Source organism: Mycoplasma sp. 11548, from assembly GCF_055523555.1.
Genome location: NZ_JBVFVF010000001.1, coordinates 902,886 through 921,180 on the forward strand (window position 1 = coordinate 902,886; position 18,295 = coordinate 921,180).

At 27.4% G+C, this 18,295-nt stretch carries 16 protein-coding genes; 6 read left to right on the top strand and 10 right to left on the bottom strand.

What is annotated here, in order from left to right; all coding sequences use genetic code 4:
- Nucleotides 1–27: 27 nt before the first annotated feature.
- Nucleotides 28–1,176, top strand: coding sequence for a tRNA uracil 4-sulfurtransferase ThiI (thiI, locus tag AC0B4K_RS03630; RefSeq protein ID WP_465103842.1), 1,149 nt, complete (start codon nt 28–30; stop codon nt 1,174–1,176).
- Nucleotides 1,166–2,275, top strand: a complete 1,110-nt coding sequence (locus AC0B4K_RS03635) for a hypothetical protein (RefSeq protein ID WP_465103843.1) — start codon at nt 1,166–1,168, stop codon at nt 2,273–2,275. The genes thiI and AC0B4K_RS03635 overlap by 11 nt, the downstream gene beginning before the upstream one ends.
- Before the next feature lie 25 nt (nt 2,276–2,300).
- Here AC0B4K_RS03635 and AC0B4K_RS03640 read toward each other — a convergent pair whose 3' ends face one another.
- Together AC0B4K_RS03640 and AC0B4K_RS03645 are read right to left on the bottom strand one after the other, a co-directional pair.
- Nucleotides 2,301–2,528, bottom strand: a complete 228-nt coding sequence (locus tag AC0B4K_RS03640; protein ID WP_465101735.1) for a DUF2188 domain-containing protein — start codon at nt 2,526–2,528, stop codon at nt 2,301–2,303.
- A gap of 1 nt (nt 2,529) precedes the next feature.
- Complete coding sequence (locus AC0B4K_RS03645) at nt 2,530–2,976, bottom strand: RpiB/LacA/LacB family sugar-phosphate isomerase (protein WP_465103844.1); 447 nt, start codon at nt 2,974–2,976, stop codon at nt 2,530–2,532.
- 345 nt (nt 2,977–3,321) lie between these two features.
- Here AC0B4K_RS03645 and AC0B4K_RS03650 point away from each other — a divergent pair, with 345 nt between their 5' ends.
- The 4 genes from AC0B4K_RS03650 (at nt 3,322) to ptsP (ending at nt 8,817) form a co-directional block, all read left to right on the top strand.
- Nucleotides 3,322–5,364, top strand: coding sequence for a S8 family serine peptidase (locus AC0B4K_RS03650; RefSeq protein WP_465103845.1), 2,043 nt, complete (start codon nt 3,322–3,324; stop codon nt 5,362–5,364).
- Nucleotides 5,357–6,172, top strand: a complete 816-nt coding sequence (locus AC0B4K_RS03655) for a hypothetical protein (RefSeq protein WP_465103846.1) — start codon at nt 5,357–5,359, stop codon at nt 6,170–6,172. Before AC0B4K_RS03650 ends, AC0B4K_RS03655 begins: the two co-directional genes overlap by 8 nt.
- A gap of 109 nt (nt 6,173–6,281) precedes the next feature.
- Nucleotides 6,282–6,989, top strand: a complete 708-nt coding sequence (locus AC0B4K_RS03660) for a pseudouridine synthase (RefSeq protein WP_465103847.1) — start codon at nt 6,282–6,284, stop codon at nt 6,987–6,989.
- A 124-nt stretch (nt 6,990–7,113) separates the two neighbouring features.
- Nucleotides 7,114–8,817, top strand: a complete 1,704-nt coding sequence (gene ptsP / locus AC0B4K_RS03665) for a phosphoenolpyruvate--protein phosphotransferase (protein WP_465103848.1) — start codon at nt 7,114–7,116, stop codon at nt 8,815–8,817.
- 36 nt (nt 8,818–8,853) lie between these two features.
- Here ptsP and AC0B4K_RS03670 read toward each other — a convergent pair whose 3' ends face one another.
- From AC0B4K_RS03670 to AC0B4K_RS03705, 8 genes are all read right to left on the bottom strand, one after another.
- Nucleotides 8,854–9,099 carry a hypothetical protein gene (locus tag AC0B4K_RS03670; protein WP_465103849.1) on the bottom strand — a complete coding sequence of 82 codons (246 nt, stop codon included), beginning with the start codon at nt 9,097–9,099 and terminating at the stop codon, nt 8,854–8,856.
- A gap of 94 nt (nt 9,100–9,193) precedes the next feature.
- Nucleotides 9,194–10,447: a YitT family protein gene (locus tag AC0B4K_RS03675; RefSeq protein WP_465103850.1), complete on the bottom strand. Its 1,254-nt coding sequence runs from the start codon at nt 10,445–10,447 to the stop codon at nt 9,194–9,196.
- A gap of 82 nt (nt 10,448–10,529) precedes the next feature.
- Entirely contained in the window at nt 10,530–11,168 is a 639-nt protein-coding gene (locus tag AC0B4K_RS03680; RefSeq protein WP_465103851.1) for a signal peptidase II, read from the bottom strand.
- Nucleotides 11,158–13,821 (bottom strand): isoleucine--tRNA ligase, encoded by a 2,664-nt coding sequence (gene ileS / locus AC0B4K_RS03685; RefSeq protein WP_465103852.1) that lies wholly within the window; start codon nt 13,819–13,821, stop codon nt 11,158–11,160. Before ileS ends, AC0B4K_RS03680 begins: the two co-directional genes overlap by 11 nt.
- A 285-nt stretch (nt 13,822–14,106) precedes the next feature.
- Nucleotides 14,107–15,291, bottom strand: coding sequence for an IS30 family transposase (locus tag AC0B4K_RS03690; protein ID WP_465103853.1), 1,185 nt, complete (start codon nt 15,289–15,291; stop codon nt 14,107–14,109).
- Nucleotides 15,292–15,505: 214 nt separating this feature from the next.
- The gene (locus AC0B4K_RS03695) at nt 15,506–16,297 is read right to left on the bottom strand and encodes a hypothetical protein (protein WP_465103854.1); all 792 of its coding nucleotides are present in this window, start codon (nt 16,295–16,297) and stop codon (nt 15,506–15,508) included.
- Between the two features lie 421 nt (nt 16,298–16,718).
- A complete protein-coding gene (locus tag AC0B4K_RS03700; RefSeq protein WP_465103855.1) occupies nt 16,719–17,501 on the bottom strand; it encodes a hypothetical protein in 783 nt (260 codons plus the stop codon).
- Nucleotides 17,502–17,885: 384 nt separating this feature from the next.
- Nucleotides 17,886–18,245, bottom strand: a complete 360-nt coding sequence (locus AC0B4K_RS03705; protein WP_465103856.1) for a hypothetical protein — start codon at nt 18,243–18,245, stop codon at nt 17,886–17,888.
- Nucleotides 18,246–18,295 lie beyond the last annotated feature (50 nt).

An 18,295-nucleotide genomic window follows, 5' to 3' on the forward strand; every position in this document is an offset into this window, starting at 1 on the left:
TTTTATCATATATTATAAGGAGGTAATATGTATCAAAAAATCTTAATTCGCTATGGAGAATTAGTCTTAAAAAAGAAAAATCGTAAAACTTTTATTAATTATTTAGCAAATAATATAAAGCATATCTTAGGCGAAGCACCAGAAGTAGAATTTGACCGTATGTATGTGACTTATTCCAAAGAAAATTTAGATAATTTAAAATATGTCTTTGGAATAAGTTCTTATTCACCAGTTTTAGTTCTTGAAAATAATTTAGATAAATTTAAACAATCATTAAATGTTTTATTAAATAAAAATACCAAAACATTTAAAATAGCCGCAAGGCGTAATTATAAAGCTTTTGAATATACTTCAAATGAGTTAAATCATAATTTAGGATCATATTTATTAAAAAATTATGATTTAAAAGTTGATGTACATAACCCTGATCAAATTTTTTATTTAGAAGTAAGACAAAAAGCTTCATATATGTTTAGTAATTATATCAAAGGACTAGGGGGATTGCCAGTAGGTTCATCAGGTAAAATCTTACATTTATTATCAGGAGGCTTTGATTCCCCAGTTGCAGCTTGGCAATTAATGAAGCGAGGTTTAAAAGTTGATTTTTTAAGCTTTATGACTCCCCCGCAAACTGATCAATTAACATTAGATAAAATTCACAACATAGTTAAAACCTTAAATAAATATCAAATTACGAGTAATTTGATTATTGCAAATTATTCTCATTTGATGAATTATATTGCATTTGTGTCAAAAGAATCATATAAAATAACTTTAATGCGCCGCAGTTTTTACAGAATTGCAGAGCAAATAGCTTTAAAAAATAAAATATCAGGTATTTCAAACGGCGAAAACTTAGGACAAGTTGCCTCGCAAACCTTAGAATCAATGCATGTGATTGGTTCAGTGACTACCTTACCAATCTTACGTCCTTTATTAACATTTGATAAAAATGAAATTATTCAAATTGCTAAAGATATTAATACATACCAAATATCAATTGTTCAAGCTAACGAAACTTGTGAATTATTTGCACCTAAAGAGCCTGTAACTAAGCCGTCTCTTGCAGTTGCAAAATTATTAGAACAAGAACTTAATCAACTTCCAGATTTAGAACAAGAGTTAATCAATAAATCTTTAGAATATCATAAATATAGTTTAAAAGATGAAAACTAAAATTTACATTGATTTTGAAGCTATTACTTTTAATTATTTAACTCCCTTAAATTATGTATATTTTAAAGAATTACAAGATCAAAAGCTTGACTTGCCCTTTTGTTATACACTTGGTGTCGTAAACTCAAAAAATAAATTAAGAACAGTCTCGCGAACTTTTGATCTTAAACCCATTGCAAAGTTTAAACCATTTGATGTTTTTTGAACTAAAGCAAAAACATTATTTTTAAAAGATTTGAGGATTTTATTGCATACTAAAAATCTAGATTTTAATCAAATTGAATTTTATTCTTGAAATAATTCGCTTGAATCAAAATTATTAACAAAGTTTTTTAATGTTGAATCAAATGACTTATCAAAAGGGCGCTCAATTTCACTTGATAAATTAGTTCCATTAAATGAATTTGAAGACGATAATTTCCAAACTATAATTAATATGCAAGCCAATAAACTTACCAAGCGCATTAAATTTCAAGATAATGATAGCAAAGGAAAAATTGCAGCATGCCTAGGTGCTTTAATCATTGCTTGTCAAAATAGTTTTTATGCTCGCAACCTTAAAATATCTAAACCCTTAACACAAAAACAAATTGATGATATCTTAGAAGTTATTTTAGCTTATAATAAAAATGATGTTTTAAAATTACATTATGTGGATATACATAGCCAGCAAACCACAGAAATTATTAATAAAATAACGAAGTTAAACCATAATAAATCTAAAATTATTAATGAAATTAATAAATTATCTAGTTGGATTAAAGACCTAGAAATTGCTCATACAGAATATAAAATCTCGTATAATATAACTTTGCAACAATTAATGGAATATTTAAATAAAGCCATTCAAAATTTAGAAACTCACAACTTTAATCCTAAACAACCTTCTAATCAATATAAGTTCTATAATAAACTACTTTTATTAGTTGTGCGCCGTAGTAAATTTGATTTATATATTAAAAACCTTGATGCTAAATTAAATACTTTAAAACAAAATTTGCTACATGCTATTAATTTATTAAATCAAAAATTAGAATTAGCAAAACAAGAAATTGAGCAAACTCCACAAAAAATAATTAGAAAAAACCAAGCCAAGTAAAATTGGCTTGGTTTTCTAAATAAAATTATTTATCTTTGTAACCTTTACCATCACGGATTTTTCCATTTTCTCCGTGAATATAAAAAGTTCCACTGTGTTTTTTAGCTAATTCTCTTGCATAAGGAATAGCTTCTTTTTGTGTATCGAATAAACTAGTCGCTCTTTCAGCTCCTTCACGGTACACTCTTCATTTATCTTTTTCTTTATCTTTTGTGATATGTCAAACAGGTCTTAATTCTTTTTTGTCTTCCATTTTACACCTCCTGGTCTAGTTGTTCTATTCTAACTTGGTGTCTGCCACCTTCAAATTCTGTTTTAATATATTCATCAACCATAGCCTTTGCTTCATCAAATGATATTTGACGCCCGCCAAATACAAGCACATTAGCATTGTTATGTTGTTTTGCTAAGTGAGCATCTTCAAGTGATACTACTCTTGCTGCTCTAATTGCTTTATGACGATTTAAAGCATAAGAGATGCCAAGTCCAGTACCACACATAGCAATCCCAAAATCTGGTTGTTCTTTAGTAATGTAATTGGCTAATTTATGACCTTGTTCAGCATAACTTACTGAATTAGCATCGGTATCAGGTCCTAAGTCTACAATTTCATAACCTAGTGATGATACATATTCTTTTAGCTGCTCTTTCAATGCAAAAGCTGCATGATCACTTGAAAAAGCAATAACTTTTTTCTTCATTATACTCCTATTAGTTGTGTAAGTTTAATATCTTTAGTATATAAATTATACATTAAAATTAATAATAACAAAAATCATATGAATAAATGTTATTTTTAGCTTTATGTATAGTGCCAACAAATTAAATAACATTTATATATACCGATGACAAATTAATTTAACGTTATTTTTTTAATAAACAAGTATTAATTCTTGTATTCAGTAGATATTATGAAATTAACTAAATCCAGAAATCACATATGGTATAATTATTATAAGCGAATCAAAAAAACTTTATCTTTTAATTAAACTGCTTATATTAAAGTTTTTCGCTAAAGTAAATACATAAATATTTAAGGAGATATTATGACTAAATTAAAATTGAAAAAACTGGTTATATGACCAGTTACAACATTAACAGGATTAGCAACATTATTTGCAACTGCTCCGTATAATTCTGAGCAAAAAATAACTAATTGGTATGAAAATGTTGCTAATGATAAATTAGAAGTTAGAGGTCAATCAATTATAAGTGCCCAAAATTATAATGGATTAGAAGAAGAAATAGCAATTGATAATAACTTTGAACTTAAATTGTTATTAAATCCAGGTTTTCAATCAGCAAATGAAGATTTTATAAAACAATTTAATAATAGTTTTAAAGAAAAAATAACTAATACTGGGTTAATTTTTAAGTCCATAAAAACTAGTTCAATTATGCCAATTATTTGACTTTATTTTAACAATGAACAAGAGAGAAAAGAGCTAGTTACTAAAATAAAGCAGTGGCCTGAAATTTTTAAATTCATATTGTACGAAAATGAAATTAAGCCTAATCTATATTGAAAAAAGAATCAAAATGATTATTACAGTAGAGCATACCCATACAATAATCAAGCACCTAGCAAAAATTTAAGAGAATTCCACGATTCAGCCCAAAAAAATTTATGAATTGTAAAGGGTGGTTCTGATATATATGTACCTAACAAGCCTACCATTAAAGTTGGTGTCTTAGAAGTGTGAAAAGGATCATTTAATGAGAAATATAAGGAATTTTTCGATAAGGGTATTAACATAAATGAGTTAAACTCAAGCGGAGCAGGTGAGGATGCTTATAAATATAGAAATCACTCAACAAATGTTTCAACAATTTTAGGAAGCCGCTTTGGAATTGATAAAAATGCTCATGTCCATTTATCCACGTTTAGTAACGATAATGAATGATCTGAGGCTATTGAAAAATTAGTAAGTGATGGTGTAAGGTTAATTAATCATAGTTATATTACACCTATCGGTAAAAACAAAGATGGAGTAAACTATATGGGCTATACAGAAAATACTTATTTTCTTGATTATATTTCACGTAAATATGGTGTTATAAATGTAATGTCTGCTGGAAATGATGGTGAACATTCAAAGCACTTGATATCAAATAAAACACTTGCCTTTAACTCTGTAGTTGTTGGAGCACTTCATGATTATGCATCAAGTTATAGTCAAAAAACTAATATAATTTCCGAATATAGTAATTATAAATTGGAAGATTCTTACAGTGATTTAGCAAAACCATTAGTAGTTGCTCCTGCTAAGTTTTATAATATTTTTTATGATTCTAAATATGACGATCCGAAATTAATGTATATGAACGGTACAAGTTATGCAGCACCTGTAGTAACAGGACTTATATCTAGTTTGCTCGCACTGAAGCCAAACATAAATGATAGTGAATTTAAAGTACCACTTATAAAAGCGATTTTATCGGCTTCTGCAGTAAGTCCTCAGCTTAATGATTTAATTTCTAAATCAAGTGGATATAAGGAAAAATACGGGTCTGGAACTGTTGACTTTAGTAAAATGCTGGAAGCAGCAAACAATTATAAAGTTAAGGAAGTTAACTTAAATAGTTCTAATAATACAATACTTACTAGTAATGAAATAAAATTAACCAAAGGTCAAACCATTAAAATATCTAGTTCATGAACTTTTAATGCTGGCTTATTAAAAGAACGGGTAATTAATCCATTATTGATTGATGATCGTAATTGGTGAAACGATGTTTATAACACAACACCAAAATATAGGCCAAAGGATTTAGTTGCAGAAGCAAGAAAATGAGGTAACCATCATGAGAATGAGTTATGACTTAAAAAAGAAGAAATGTTAAATCGCCAATCTAATAAGTGATTTACTGATTATGACTTATTTTTAGAACAGAAAAATTCTAATGGTGATTGAATAACTGTAAAACGTGTTTCAACCGTTTTAACAAATGATGAATTAATCGAACATAAGGCAGATGTGACTGGTACTTATCGATATAAAATTTTAAAATTCTCATCTAACTCTTTTGATAATTCAGTTGGTGATATTGTGGCTGTAACACATGTAGTAAGGAATGAAAATGAATAAAAAAATATTATTGATTGGATCTTTATTAACTCCACTTATTGCTTTTTCGTGTACACATACCAAACCACATGAGCCTTCAAAACCAAATCCTGTGCCCCTTCCACCAACATCTAGCCCATCATATGGATCATATAAACCTCCTCAAGCTTCATGAAAACAAAAAGTTAAAGATGATATAGAAAAAATTTATAAGAAAGCTTTTGATAAATTCACAAAATTTATAATTAGAGCTAGATTTATACCTCCTACAGCTGACGAAAATTTTGAAAAGATTGTGAATGGTAACTATAATAGAATTAATTTTGGGTTCTTTGATCCTGTTGCTGAAAGTAAAAAATTCCATGATTGGATTAAAATCCAAAACAAGGATGATTTTGATCAAATTATTATCAAAAGATTTCAAGAATTAAATAATCGTAATGATGTACATACTGATGAAACTGAAATAAGAGAGTATTTTCAAAAAGTATATTTAAAAAATCAAGACGTGTATGAATTTTTAAAAAACAATGATATTTATATCACAGATTCTACTTCTAATTTTGCATATTGATACATAGTGCCTTTTAAAGAGAATAACTCAGTAGTTTTAAATATAATTGATGATGTAATACCTAGAGTTGAACCTGCTGCATTAAGTTATCATACAACATGAGGTGTATTTAGTTTTCCTAAAAATAAAGATATTGCAGTTAAAACCATAACAGTCGCTAGAAACAATGATGACGAAATTGCTTATTTAGAGAAATTTAAAGCTGAGCTCTATAATTGATATAATAACGAATATAAGAAATATTATAATGATTAAAATTTAGTTAAAAAGTTATATGAAAGATAAAATCTTTATATAACTTTTTTTATTATCAATTTTATTATCAAATAGTGTTATTTTTAACTTATTGAACTATAATTTAAACATGAAACAAAGGATTGATAAATTTATATCTCATAATACTAATCATTCACGAAATGAAGCAAAAAAATTAATAAATAAAGGTAAAGTTAAAGTAAATAATGCAATTATTAAAGATCCAGGTTTAATAATTACATTACAAGATCAAATTATAGTTAATGATGTAATTATAAAAAATAATCAAGAAATTTATCTGGTTTTAAATAAACCTAAAGGTTATATTTGTGCAAATTTTGATAAAATGCATCAAACTGTCTTTGATTTACTACCTGAACATTTAAAATCACTTAATAATATTCATACAATTGGCCGCCTTGATTTAGATACTACTGGCCTATTAATTATTACTACTGATGGTAATTTAACTCATAAGTTAACAAGCCCTAAAAAAGATTTATTGAAAACGTATTTTGTAACAGTTGATAAACCCCTAGATAAAAACTTGATAAATATTTTCAAAGCAGGGTTTAATCTTGGAGATTTTTATACTTTACCAGCTTGCTTAACTATTTTAGATAAATTTCATGCAAACTTGAAAATATCTGAAGGGAAATTTCACCAAGTAAAACGGATGTTTACAAAATTTGGATATACTGTAACAGACTTAAAACGAACAAAAATAGGGTTTTTAAGTTTACCTAATGATTTATATGAAGGAGAATATAAAATCCTAAATAAAGAAGAATTAATTAAATTAATATTTGAAAAATAAAATATGGAAACAATTCCACCTTTTTTTATTTTTCTTTGTATAATCTATTTAATTATTAATATTTTCTATTAAAATATAACATTATAGAATTTAAAGCAAATTAAAAATATATGAGAGGTATATTATGAATATTAAAGGTATCGGAGCATCAAAAGGTGTAGCAATTTCAAAAATCTTCAAAATCGAAGAATTACCGGTTGAAATTACTCAAAAAACTAATGATGTACAAGGTGAACTTAATTTATATCAAGAAGCAAGAGAAAAAGTTGTAGCAAAAATTGAGCAAACTAAAAAACTGGCACAAGACCCAGAACATGCTGCAATCTTTGAAGCACATATTGGCTTTGTCAATGATCCTTTTGCTATTGAAACAATTGAAAATAATATTAAAAATAATTCTGAAACAGCAGAATATGCTGTTAAAGAATTTTACACGAGTTTTGCAAGTACGTTTGAAATGATGGATGATGAATATATGCGTGAAAGGGCCGCTGATATCAAAGATGTACTTAAAAAACTTTTATACGTTTTAAATGGCTTAGAAGAACCTGATTTAGCTAATATTAGCGAAGAAGTCATTATTGTTGCTCAAGATCTAAGTCCATCACAAACCGTACAATTAAACAAAGAATTTGTTAAAGGATTTGTAACCAATATTGGTGGACCTACATCGCATACAGCTATTATGGCCCGTAGCCTTGGAATTCCATCTGTAGTTGGAGCTGCAGGTGTTATGGAACATGCAATGCATGGGGATTTAATCGCCTTAGATGGAGCAACTGGAGAAGTTATTTTAAATCCTAATGAAGAGCAAACCCAAAAATTCCAGATTGCAAAAGAAAAATATTTAAATTATTTGGCAATGCTTACAAAGTTAAAGGGACAAGAATCAAAAACTCTTGATGGTAAACATGTAGAATTAGCCGCTAATATTGGTACACCAAAAGACTTACCTGGTGTTATTGACAATGATGCTGAAGGTATTGGATTATTTAGATCAGAATTTTTATATATGGATAATGCTAATTGACCAACTGAAGAAGAACAATTTAATGCTTATAAAACAGTAGTTGAGGGCATGAAAGGTAAAAGAGTTGTTATTAGAACTTTAGATATTGGTGGCGATAAAACCTTAAAATACTTTAAATTCCCAGAAGAAATGAATCCATTTTTAGGTTACCGTGCAATTAGATTTTGTTTACAAAACTTAGATATTTTCAAAACACAATTACGTGCCTTAATTCGTGCTAGTGAATTTGGAAAAGTTGCAATTATGTTCCCAATGATTACAAACGTAAGTGAATTTTTAGATGCTAAAAATGTATTTATAAAATGTTACAATGAATTAAAAGATCAATATCCAAACATTAAGCCAATCTATGATATAGAAGTTGGATTAATGATTGAAACTCCTGCAGCAGCTATTTTAGCAGATAAATTTAGTGAACATGCCGACTTTGTTTCAATTGGTACAAATGATTTGATTCAATACTCGATGGCAGCTGATCGTATGAATGAAAATATTTCTTATTTATATCAACCATTAAATCCATCAGTTTTACGTTTAATTAGTCATGTAATTAAAGGTGCTCATAAAAATGGTAAATGAGCAGGTATGTGTGGTGAAATGGCTGGTGATAAACGTGCTATCCCACTTTTAGTAGGTTTAGGCCTTGATGAATTTTCAATGAGTGCAAGCAGTGTTTTAAGTGCTCGTGATTTAATTAATAATTTAAATTATGAACAATTGAAAGATTTAGCAAATCGTGCTTTAGACTTAAGCACACAAGATGAAGTATTAGCATTATTAAATGAAGAATTAGTATAAGAAAAAGTTGGTTATCCTTATAACCAACTTTTTATATTAAAAAAAGTTAAATCCGCTTGGTGTTTGGTTGGTATCTTGTTTTTTAGTATTGTCTCATTTAAAGGTTGTTAATTTATCTTTTATTTCGCCATCGATCGAAAAGGCAGCTTTAAAAAATCCTAAAATTGATGCTAAAGAATTCATTAAAACTGGGATACTGGAAACTATGGCACTAATACTAAAAGCAGCATTAGTTTGCTTAAGTTCTTGTTCATCTAATTTTTCTAAATTACTTAATTTCATGCTTATTTCTCCTTCCGTTTAATTGATAAATTATTCTTATATGCAAAACTAAAAAAGTAAAAAAAATAAGACCATAATTAGGTCTTAGTAATTATTATTCAACATAATCAGTGCTAAACAGCCCTTGGATCTGAGTTACTTTTTCAACTGAGATTCAAATTTTAGGATCAATTTGTTTTAAGTCTGCAATAATATTATTTGCTTCTAAGCTTAAAAGCACTGTGACGATTTTGGTTCCTTCTTGATTTGTATAACCAGAGATATATTTTTCAATGCGATATGAATGTCAAAAATTAATTAATTTAAAATATGCAATGACAATCTCGGGATTTGAACTAATAATAGTTAATGAAACTTTCTTATATTTCGGGTATAGTAAATTTACTACTAAATTTACTACAATAATATATATAAAAGTAGTAATTTCACGCATACCAAAATAAATCTTTGATTCATAATAATTTTTGGTAATGAGTTCATGTTGTTTAGTTACGGCTTCAAGATTTTGGTTAATTCCTTTATAATCATGTAATTGTGCATATTCTTGAGAATTTAAAGCCATAATTTGCTGAATTGTTAAAGGTTCTTCTTTTAAATAATTTGGCTTAATAAATGCAAAAATAATTAAGAAAACTAAGGCACTCGCAAAGCCTAGAGTTGATAATACTTGACCAATACTTTTTTTAGCTTTAGTTGAAAAATAATATCCAATAATATCAGTCCCACCTGTTGAGCCACCAGCTTTTCAAGCCAATGAAATTCCAAGGCCCACTAATGAAGCTCCAATAATTGCATTAATTAAATTACTTCAATTTGTGTATGGTAAGTATTTTTCAGTTAAGACAATTTTATCTTTAAATCATTCTGAGACTTCCGGAGTAGTAAAAATCAGGTTAGTTAAAATTTGAAATAACATAAAAATAAAAGTAAAGAGGATAAAACTTAGTTTTACTTTTTTAAAAAAGATTAAAAATAGCGGTAAATTACAAGCTAAATAAATTAAAGCAAAATAAGGTTCAGTTGCCGGTACTATATATTGAATTAAAGTGGGGATTCCAGTTACCCCTGAAGGAATTGTTTCAGCAGGTTTTAAGAATACTTGAATTCCACCATTAAATATAAGGGCTGCTCAAAAGAGCATAAAAATTCTAAATCAATATCTTTGGACAATTTCTTTAAAAGATAATTTTCCTTTTTGACAGTTATGCAAGTATTTTCCCATTTTAAATTTTAATAATTCAGCATTATTAGCACAATTATCAAGTTTTTGCTCTAAATTATTTGCCTGACTATCTTTATTTAAAAAACTAAACAAGATATTTTTTTGTTTTTCTTGGCTTTGGTCCATATTGGGAATATTTTACTTTATTTTTTAAAAAAATAAAGTATTAAAATATTTAAAAACCTGGACCATCTTTGGTCCAGGAAACTTAGGCAACTAAGTGTTGAATATTAGAATAAGTTTTTTTACGAGAAGAGAAGAAGGTGTAAATTGCAAAACTAATAATGCCCATCATTATCTCAACATCAGCTATGTTAAAAGTTCCTGAATTAGCACTAAAAGTAAAGTAAAAGACATCTTTAACATGTGTTTGAAAAATAAAGCGATCGATCATATTTCCAGCAACTCCAGCTAAAATATTACCTAAAATTATTCCGCCTCCATAACCTAAATTGCGCCAAATTAAAGGGCTAATTAAGACTACGGTGCAAAAAACAACACTTAAGCCTTGAATTAAAAATTGATTTCTTGTCTTAACTAATGTAACTCCTCCATGCCAAATACTTCTGATTCCTAAAAATCCGTACACTGGTCATTGATCAGGGTCATTTGGTCAAATGCTTTCAGCTCACACAAAGCTTCCATCATGTGTTACAACATATAATCGATCATTAATTCAAACTTTATCATCATTTATAACAGAACCATGTTCAAATAATAAGGTTTTAGTCAATTGGTCAAACAAAAATAAGATTAAAAATGAAACAAATAAAACTAAATATATACCAAGAATTTTATATTTATTTGCCTTAATATAATTAAGGTTTCTATCTAATCTATGTTTCAAGTGCTTCATGACATTTCTCACATATATCATTTTTAATAGTATTTGGTTCAAAATGATTTCAACATCTTAAACATTTTAAAGATTCAAATTTTTGCACTTTTAATTCTTTGCTGTTAGTTAGTTTACCAACACCAAGTAAATTTTTAAAATCTAAATCTTGGTAAGCAGTATATTTAGCAAAATCATAACAAAGTTCTAATTCATTAGAACGTTTAACATTGCCCATTTTAATTGCATTTTCAATTAATAAATTTACTTGTGATCTAAATTCAAAGAATCCTTGATATTTTTTTAAAATTTCATAGTTAACTGATCCTTGGGATACTGTTTCTAACTTTTCAAGCATTACTGATTCTTCTTTAGTTGCTTTGGGTAAATGACTATAGGCTTCCTCGGCAGTTGTTGGTAAAATTGGTGCTAGTGCAACAATTAAGAATTCAGCAATTTCAAACATATTTGCTAAAATCATTAAACGCTCAGGATCATTAAACTTACGTACATATAAAATATCTTTAGTAACTGATAAATAAAAACTTGATAATTCGACGATATAATTATTGATCAATTTAATTACATTAATAAATTTAAATTGATCATATGCATTTTGTACATTATATTTTAATTCATTAAGTTGTTCTTTAATAAATAAATGTATACCACTTCGTTTAGTATTTGGGTCATATTGGTAATTATGTAAATTGCCAAGTAAAAACCTAATAGTATTACGTATCTTACGGTAAATTTCAGTATTTTGGTCTAAAATCGTGTCAGAAATTGTGACATCATTAGTATATTCACTATTTGCTACTCATAACCTTAAAATATCTGCTCCACGTTTTGAGACCACTTCTAAAGGCGAAATAGTATTGCCTTTTGATTTAGACATTTTTTCACCTTTTTCGTCAAGGGTAAATCCATGTGAGATTAAATTCACATATGGACTAAATCCATTATAAGCTACTGAATTAATTAAAGAGGAGTTAAATCACCCACGGTACTGGTCTGACCCTTCTAAGTAGACACTATACGGAGCTTGAGAAAATCCTCCATCAATATCAGTTGCAATTGATGAAACTCCTGAATCAAATCAAACATCCATAATATCTATTTCTTTTTTATAACCTAAATTACGGTATTGCTCAGGCAATAATTCATCAGCTGTTTTTTCTCATCAAACATCAGTACCATATTGACCTACTAAATCAATTACATAATCAAAGATATCTTCTTTAATTACTGGATTATCATTTTGGTCATAAAAGAAAATTAACGGAACACCTCATGATCTTTGACGCGAAATAGTTCAGTCATTGCGATTTTCAATCATTTTCGCAATTCGCTTTTTAGCCCACGGAGAATGTGTAATTACATTATTTTCAATTTGGTCTAAAATCTTATCCCTAATTTTATCAATTGAGACAAATCATTGCGGAGTTCCACGGAAAATAATTGGTTTATGGGTTCTTCAATCATGTGGATATGAGTGTTTAAAGCGTTTGAAATTTAATAAAGCGTTACCAAGAAACTCCGAAATTTGTTTATTAGCATCATCGTAAAATAAACCATCAAATTGGGTATTTGTGTTATAAATATAACCTTTATCTGAAATATGCATAATCATATTTAAATTATTTTGCTTTCCAATTAAAAAGTCATCTTCTCCAAATAATGGTGCAATATGAACAAGACCTGAACCACTCTCAGTAGTAACATGGTGTCCAAGCACAACTGGTGCAGCTTGTTTTAAAATTGGAGTTTGATATGAAATATTGCTAATTTCTTTCCCTAAAAATCTTGTAACTACTTCATAAGTTTCTCAGCCAATTGTTCCAGCAACACTACCAACTAATTCACTTGCAATAATATAATATTGATTATTTGCCTTAACTCTTGCATATTCAATATTTTCACCTAATGCAACAGCAGCATTGGCAATTAAAGTTCATGGAGTTGTTGTCCAAATAATTAAATTATCATCAACTAAAATATTTGAAAAATCTGAGTTTTTTACTTTAAAAGCAACAAAGATTGAGGGAGATACTACATCATGATATTCAACTTCAGATTCAGCTAATGCACTTTGTGAACTTGGTGATCAATAAACTGGTTTTAATGCTTTGTAAACTAAACCATCTAATGCAAATTTCTTAAGCACTTTTAGTTGAGCGACTTCATATTGTTTATTCATCGTTACATAAATCTTATCCATGTCGGTAAAAATTTGTAATAAACTAAATTGCTCTTTTTGACGAATAATTTGTTCACTTGCATATTGTGCTGCTCGTTTACGCAATGTTAAAACATTTAAATCTTCTTGTTGTAAATTAGCATCACTTAGCATTTTATGTTCGATAGGTAAACCATGAGTATCTCAACCAAGTATAAAAGGAGAATAAAATCCTTTTAAAGTCTTATAACGCACAATAATATCTTTTAAAATCTTATTGAGTGCATGGCCAATATGAATATCCCCATTTGCATATGGTGGACCATCATGTAAAATAAATTTTTTATTATTTTTATTTTTTAAAATAGCTTTTTGGTAAATTTTTGATTCTAATCAAAAATTTCGGTAACTAGCCTCTTTATTTGTTAAATTAGCCTTCATTTCAAAATTAGTTTGGGGCATGTTTAAAGTTTTTTTATAATCCATAAATAACTCCTTTAATATCAAAATTTATAATATATAAAATTGTTTATATTATATAAGATAATTGTGTTTATTTTAATATTAATCTAAAAAAGTCTATAATATTTTTTGGAAAAGTCACTTGCGAGATATTAACAAAATAATTGCGTTTTAATTTTAACATAAATTTTACATAAAAAATGTATGCGAAAACAGAAAACACGGCAGTGTTTTCTCGTCGGTTTTGCTTACTTTTGCCAAAAGTAAGGCCCCTTTGATTGCAATCAAAGGCGGGGGATTAAAAAAATTTTAGGTTATCTTATATTGCCGGACAACTTGTCGATAGTTATTTATTTTTTCCATCATATAATCAATTTCTTGCTGAGAGTATTTATCTAAGCTTTTTCCTTTGGGAATGTAATACCTAATTAAGCGGTGCATATTTTCTATTGAACCTTTTTGTCATGAACTATATGGTTGGCATTTAAATAATCTTTCAGTTGGAATTACCTGGTGCAATAAGACATTTTCACTACCATTATCAACAGTTAAAGTTTTAATGTCTAAGTTATGTTTCTTGATTAGTTTGACAAGAGTTTGTTTGATAGCTTTGGAGTTGCGTTTTGAGAGCATAGCATAAGACATTCTGGTTTGCCGTTCAATTATGGTCACAATACAATATGTATCATTGATTTTACCAATAACGGTGTCTAATTCAAAATGGCCGTGTTCAGAGCGATCATTAATATAAGCTGGACGTTTTGAAATTTCTGTAGCATATTTTAATGTTTTATGTTTGGTTTGCTTCTTCTTCCTTATGCCATATTTGCCTTCAGATTTTTTAACAATATGGTCAAAATCAAGGAAATAAGGGTATTTTTTAATTATTTTATAAATTGTACTAGGTGAAGGAGCAAATTCATCAGGGGATAATTTTTTAAAAGAATTCACAAGATAGGTAACTGATTTCTTAACTTCTTTTTGCTGCAAATTCTTTTTATTTCTATTTTTGTTGTATGTATTAAGCTCACTATACCAATATTTTCTGTAGGCCTTTCATTTCTCTTTAATTGTATCACTTACAAAAAAGAGTCGCGAAAATGAATAACCTAATAAATGTTCGTATAGTTTACTAAAATTAAGGGTTTTAACCCACATTACTCTTTTTGAACACTTAGGACAAACATAGCGATTTTGTTTATCTAAACTAAGTGGTCTGCGATTTGTAATAATTTGGATTTTACTTTTTATACTTCGAATGTCTCTGTTAAAAATCTTGGCTACTTCTTGGATTGAGAATCCTTCAGAAAGTTCTTGTAAAATATTATAAAGTTGTTCTAGATCGATTTGGTTTGCTCGTAATTTTCGATGCGACTCAAGAGCTCCTTGCATTTTCAAGATAGTATTATGATTCTCTTCAATTTTAAAATGTTGATATTTATTTTCTTTTCGATATTTGTCAAAAACACAAATATATTTTTCTAAATTTTTCATATAATTTTAAAGTCGCCTTTCATTTTTTTAACATTTATTATTACAACTATTTTATTACAAGGCAGACAAAAACAATGTCACATGCAAAAAAACTTGCATGTGACATTTCCATTTAATAAAAAAGTCTATAAATAGATTTATAACAAAGAATAATTCAAAATTGATACAAAAAAAAGACCCATTATTTATTTGATGGGTCTTTTAATCAAAATTATTAAGATTCTTTATAAAACTTTCGGTATTCATCTTGATATCATTTTAAAAGGTTATTTTTAAAATTAATTATAGATTGCCTTCTATCTGATAATCTGTGATATGGAAATTGATTAAATTTAACTGTTTTGTCTTTTGGAATCAGGAAAACTCCTCAAGTTCTCCTTGATATTAATCCATGTGGTTGTGTTTGAGGCAAAACAAATGGAATTAAATTAATAATTTGTGAATCTTTGTTTTTAAATGGGATAACAAATTCATGAATATTATTAACAGAAAAACCACTAGAGTCTATTATATAAATATAATTTTGGTCTAAGATCTGATCTATAGGCTGATTGTTTAAATATAATTTTTCAAATGTTTTTTGTATTTCTTCATTAGACGCAACAGTGTTATTAAAATTATTTAAGTCTTTATATCTTTTTATAATAAGATCATCAAAATCTTCTTTATTAGAGATTTGGACATATTTACGATATAAAACTCTTTGATCATTAAGGTCAAAAAAATCAAAATTAAAAACACTATAAGGCATATGGTTAATATTTTTCAAACTTGTAGGTGTCATGAAAACACCTTCTTTAATATAAGAACGGAATGTTGATGTTAGAGATGTATAAATATTTCAAAGTTCCTTATAAGCTTCATCATATTCCTTATCTTCCTTGTTTGTTTCATCTTTAATATCTGGTTCAGATTCATTATGTTGAATACTAGAGCATGAGTAAGTAAAAAAGGTCATAGAAAGGGCTGTTAAAGTTCCTATTATAAATTTTAATTTATTTTTCATGGCGTACCACATGTGTAACAGCAAGTAAGTCATCAACAGAGTTTTCATATGTAAGAACTTAATATTGATAAAGAAATTAATTTACTTTTTTTAAATTTCATGTTTTGAATCCTTTCTTTTTTTACTTATGTAAATTTTTTAGCTATTTTTCTAGAGTTGTTGCTTAAAAAATCTACATTTTAATTATACCAAAGTTTATTTTATTTTTTGAATTTTTCTTTGGTATAAGGTACTTTACGAAAAATAAATATTACTATCTTAACACATATAAATCTAACATTTTATTGCTTCAATTTCGTACGCCTTAATAACCTTAGAACAATTATATAAATCTACAAATTACTGATAAAAAGGTAAATTATCATAATGAAAAAAGGTTAACATTGTCTTGCTAACCTTTTTTAAATGAATTATTGTAATGTTAAGTTTTGGTAAATGAAAAATCGTAATTTTTAATATCTGAAAGTTTATCTATAACTATGTAATGTACCGTTGATGTACCACTTAAAACTTGATCTTCTGCAGCACTTCTTGAACCTTTTTCTCTAATTTCTACCCATTTATATTGGAGATTAATCAAATTATTGGTAATGTCAATTTTTTTAATTCAATATCCAGAATCCTTTACAACTGAATTTGAGGTGTTTGTTACATAGTTCAGCCCGTTTATAACTAAGATTGAAGATTTGCTAAAATCAATGTTTTTAAAAATATCTTTAATGTCAATATATTTATCAGAAGATAACTCATCTTGTGAGTTTATTAAACTAAATATATTACTTTTATTGATTTTTATATTTTTTAATTGCCATTTATCAATAACCTCTTTTTGAGCATCTCTTAATTTTGCATACTTTGCATCGCTATCTTTTTCATCATAATACGTTGTTGGTTTATGATATTCATTGTAAGCATCATTATACTTTTTTATAATTTCTGCATGTTCGTTTTTAAAAGCATCATCAAAAAGAGCACTTTTTTCAATTTCGTCATAGAAAACTGAAGATCATAAGGCATTTTCATAATCAGGTGCACTATTTGGATAATGAAATCTAACCACTCTTTGACCCCCATCTGTTTTTGATTCTGAAAAGTAGGGTTCACTTGTTGTATTAGAACAAGATACCGCAGATAGTGTAGCCAAAGCTAGGGCAGGAACACTGAAAGAGTAAAATAATCTTTTAAGTTTAGTTTTTATTTGCATAAATATCCTTTTTATTATATTTAAAATAATTTAAGAAGTTAAATTCTCAAGACATTTTTAACATAAATATTTTATATTCATTAAATTAATATAAATGAAAAACAAATTTCTTGCAGTTTTAAATTTACAAAAAAGAAAATACTAAATCTCTAAATGATAGTATCATTACTATTAACTAAATTTTTTGTCATGATGTTCTTCACTTAATACCTCTTTTAATGTATTTATCAAGATATTTTTTCATTTAATATTTTTTCAGCTGGTTATAATCTGGAATTAATCATTAATTGGTTATTTATAAATTTTGATAATTCTAAGTCTATCTTTTAATTTAAATTTTATTAAAAACAAAATAGTGTTAAAAAATCCAAAAAAAGATAAATTTTATAAAGTTGTTAGAGTACTTCCACTTAAAAAAGCAATTGCTCCAACAATAAAAATAACTGCGAGAAAAATATGGGCATTATATTTAGCTCTTTGCCAGGCAGGTAAATATAAGCGGGCATTTTCGTAAGTTACATTTTTACGGCTAGGATTATTTAACTTATATTCATGTAATTGTTTTTCTTTATACTCTTTTATCTTGCGACGGGTATAATTATGCATTGCAAAGCAAATAATTGCAAAAATAATAAATGAAACAGCTAGTAAAATTGCAACTGTTGAATCAATTTTTAAACTACGTTCGCCACTATAAAAAGGATTAGGGTTACTTGATCTAGTAGCTTGTTGAAAATATGTCATAATATTAATATTATAACATAAATGAAAAACATACCAATATGGTATGTTTT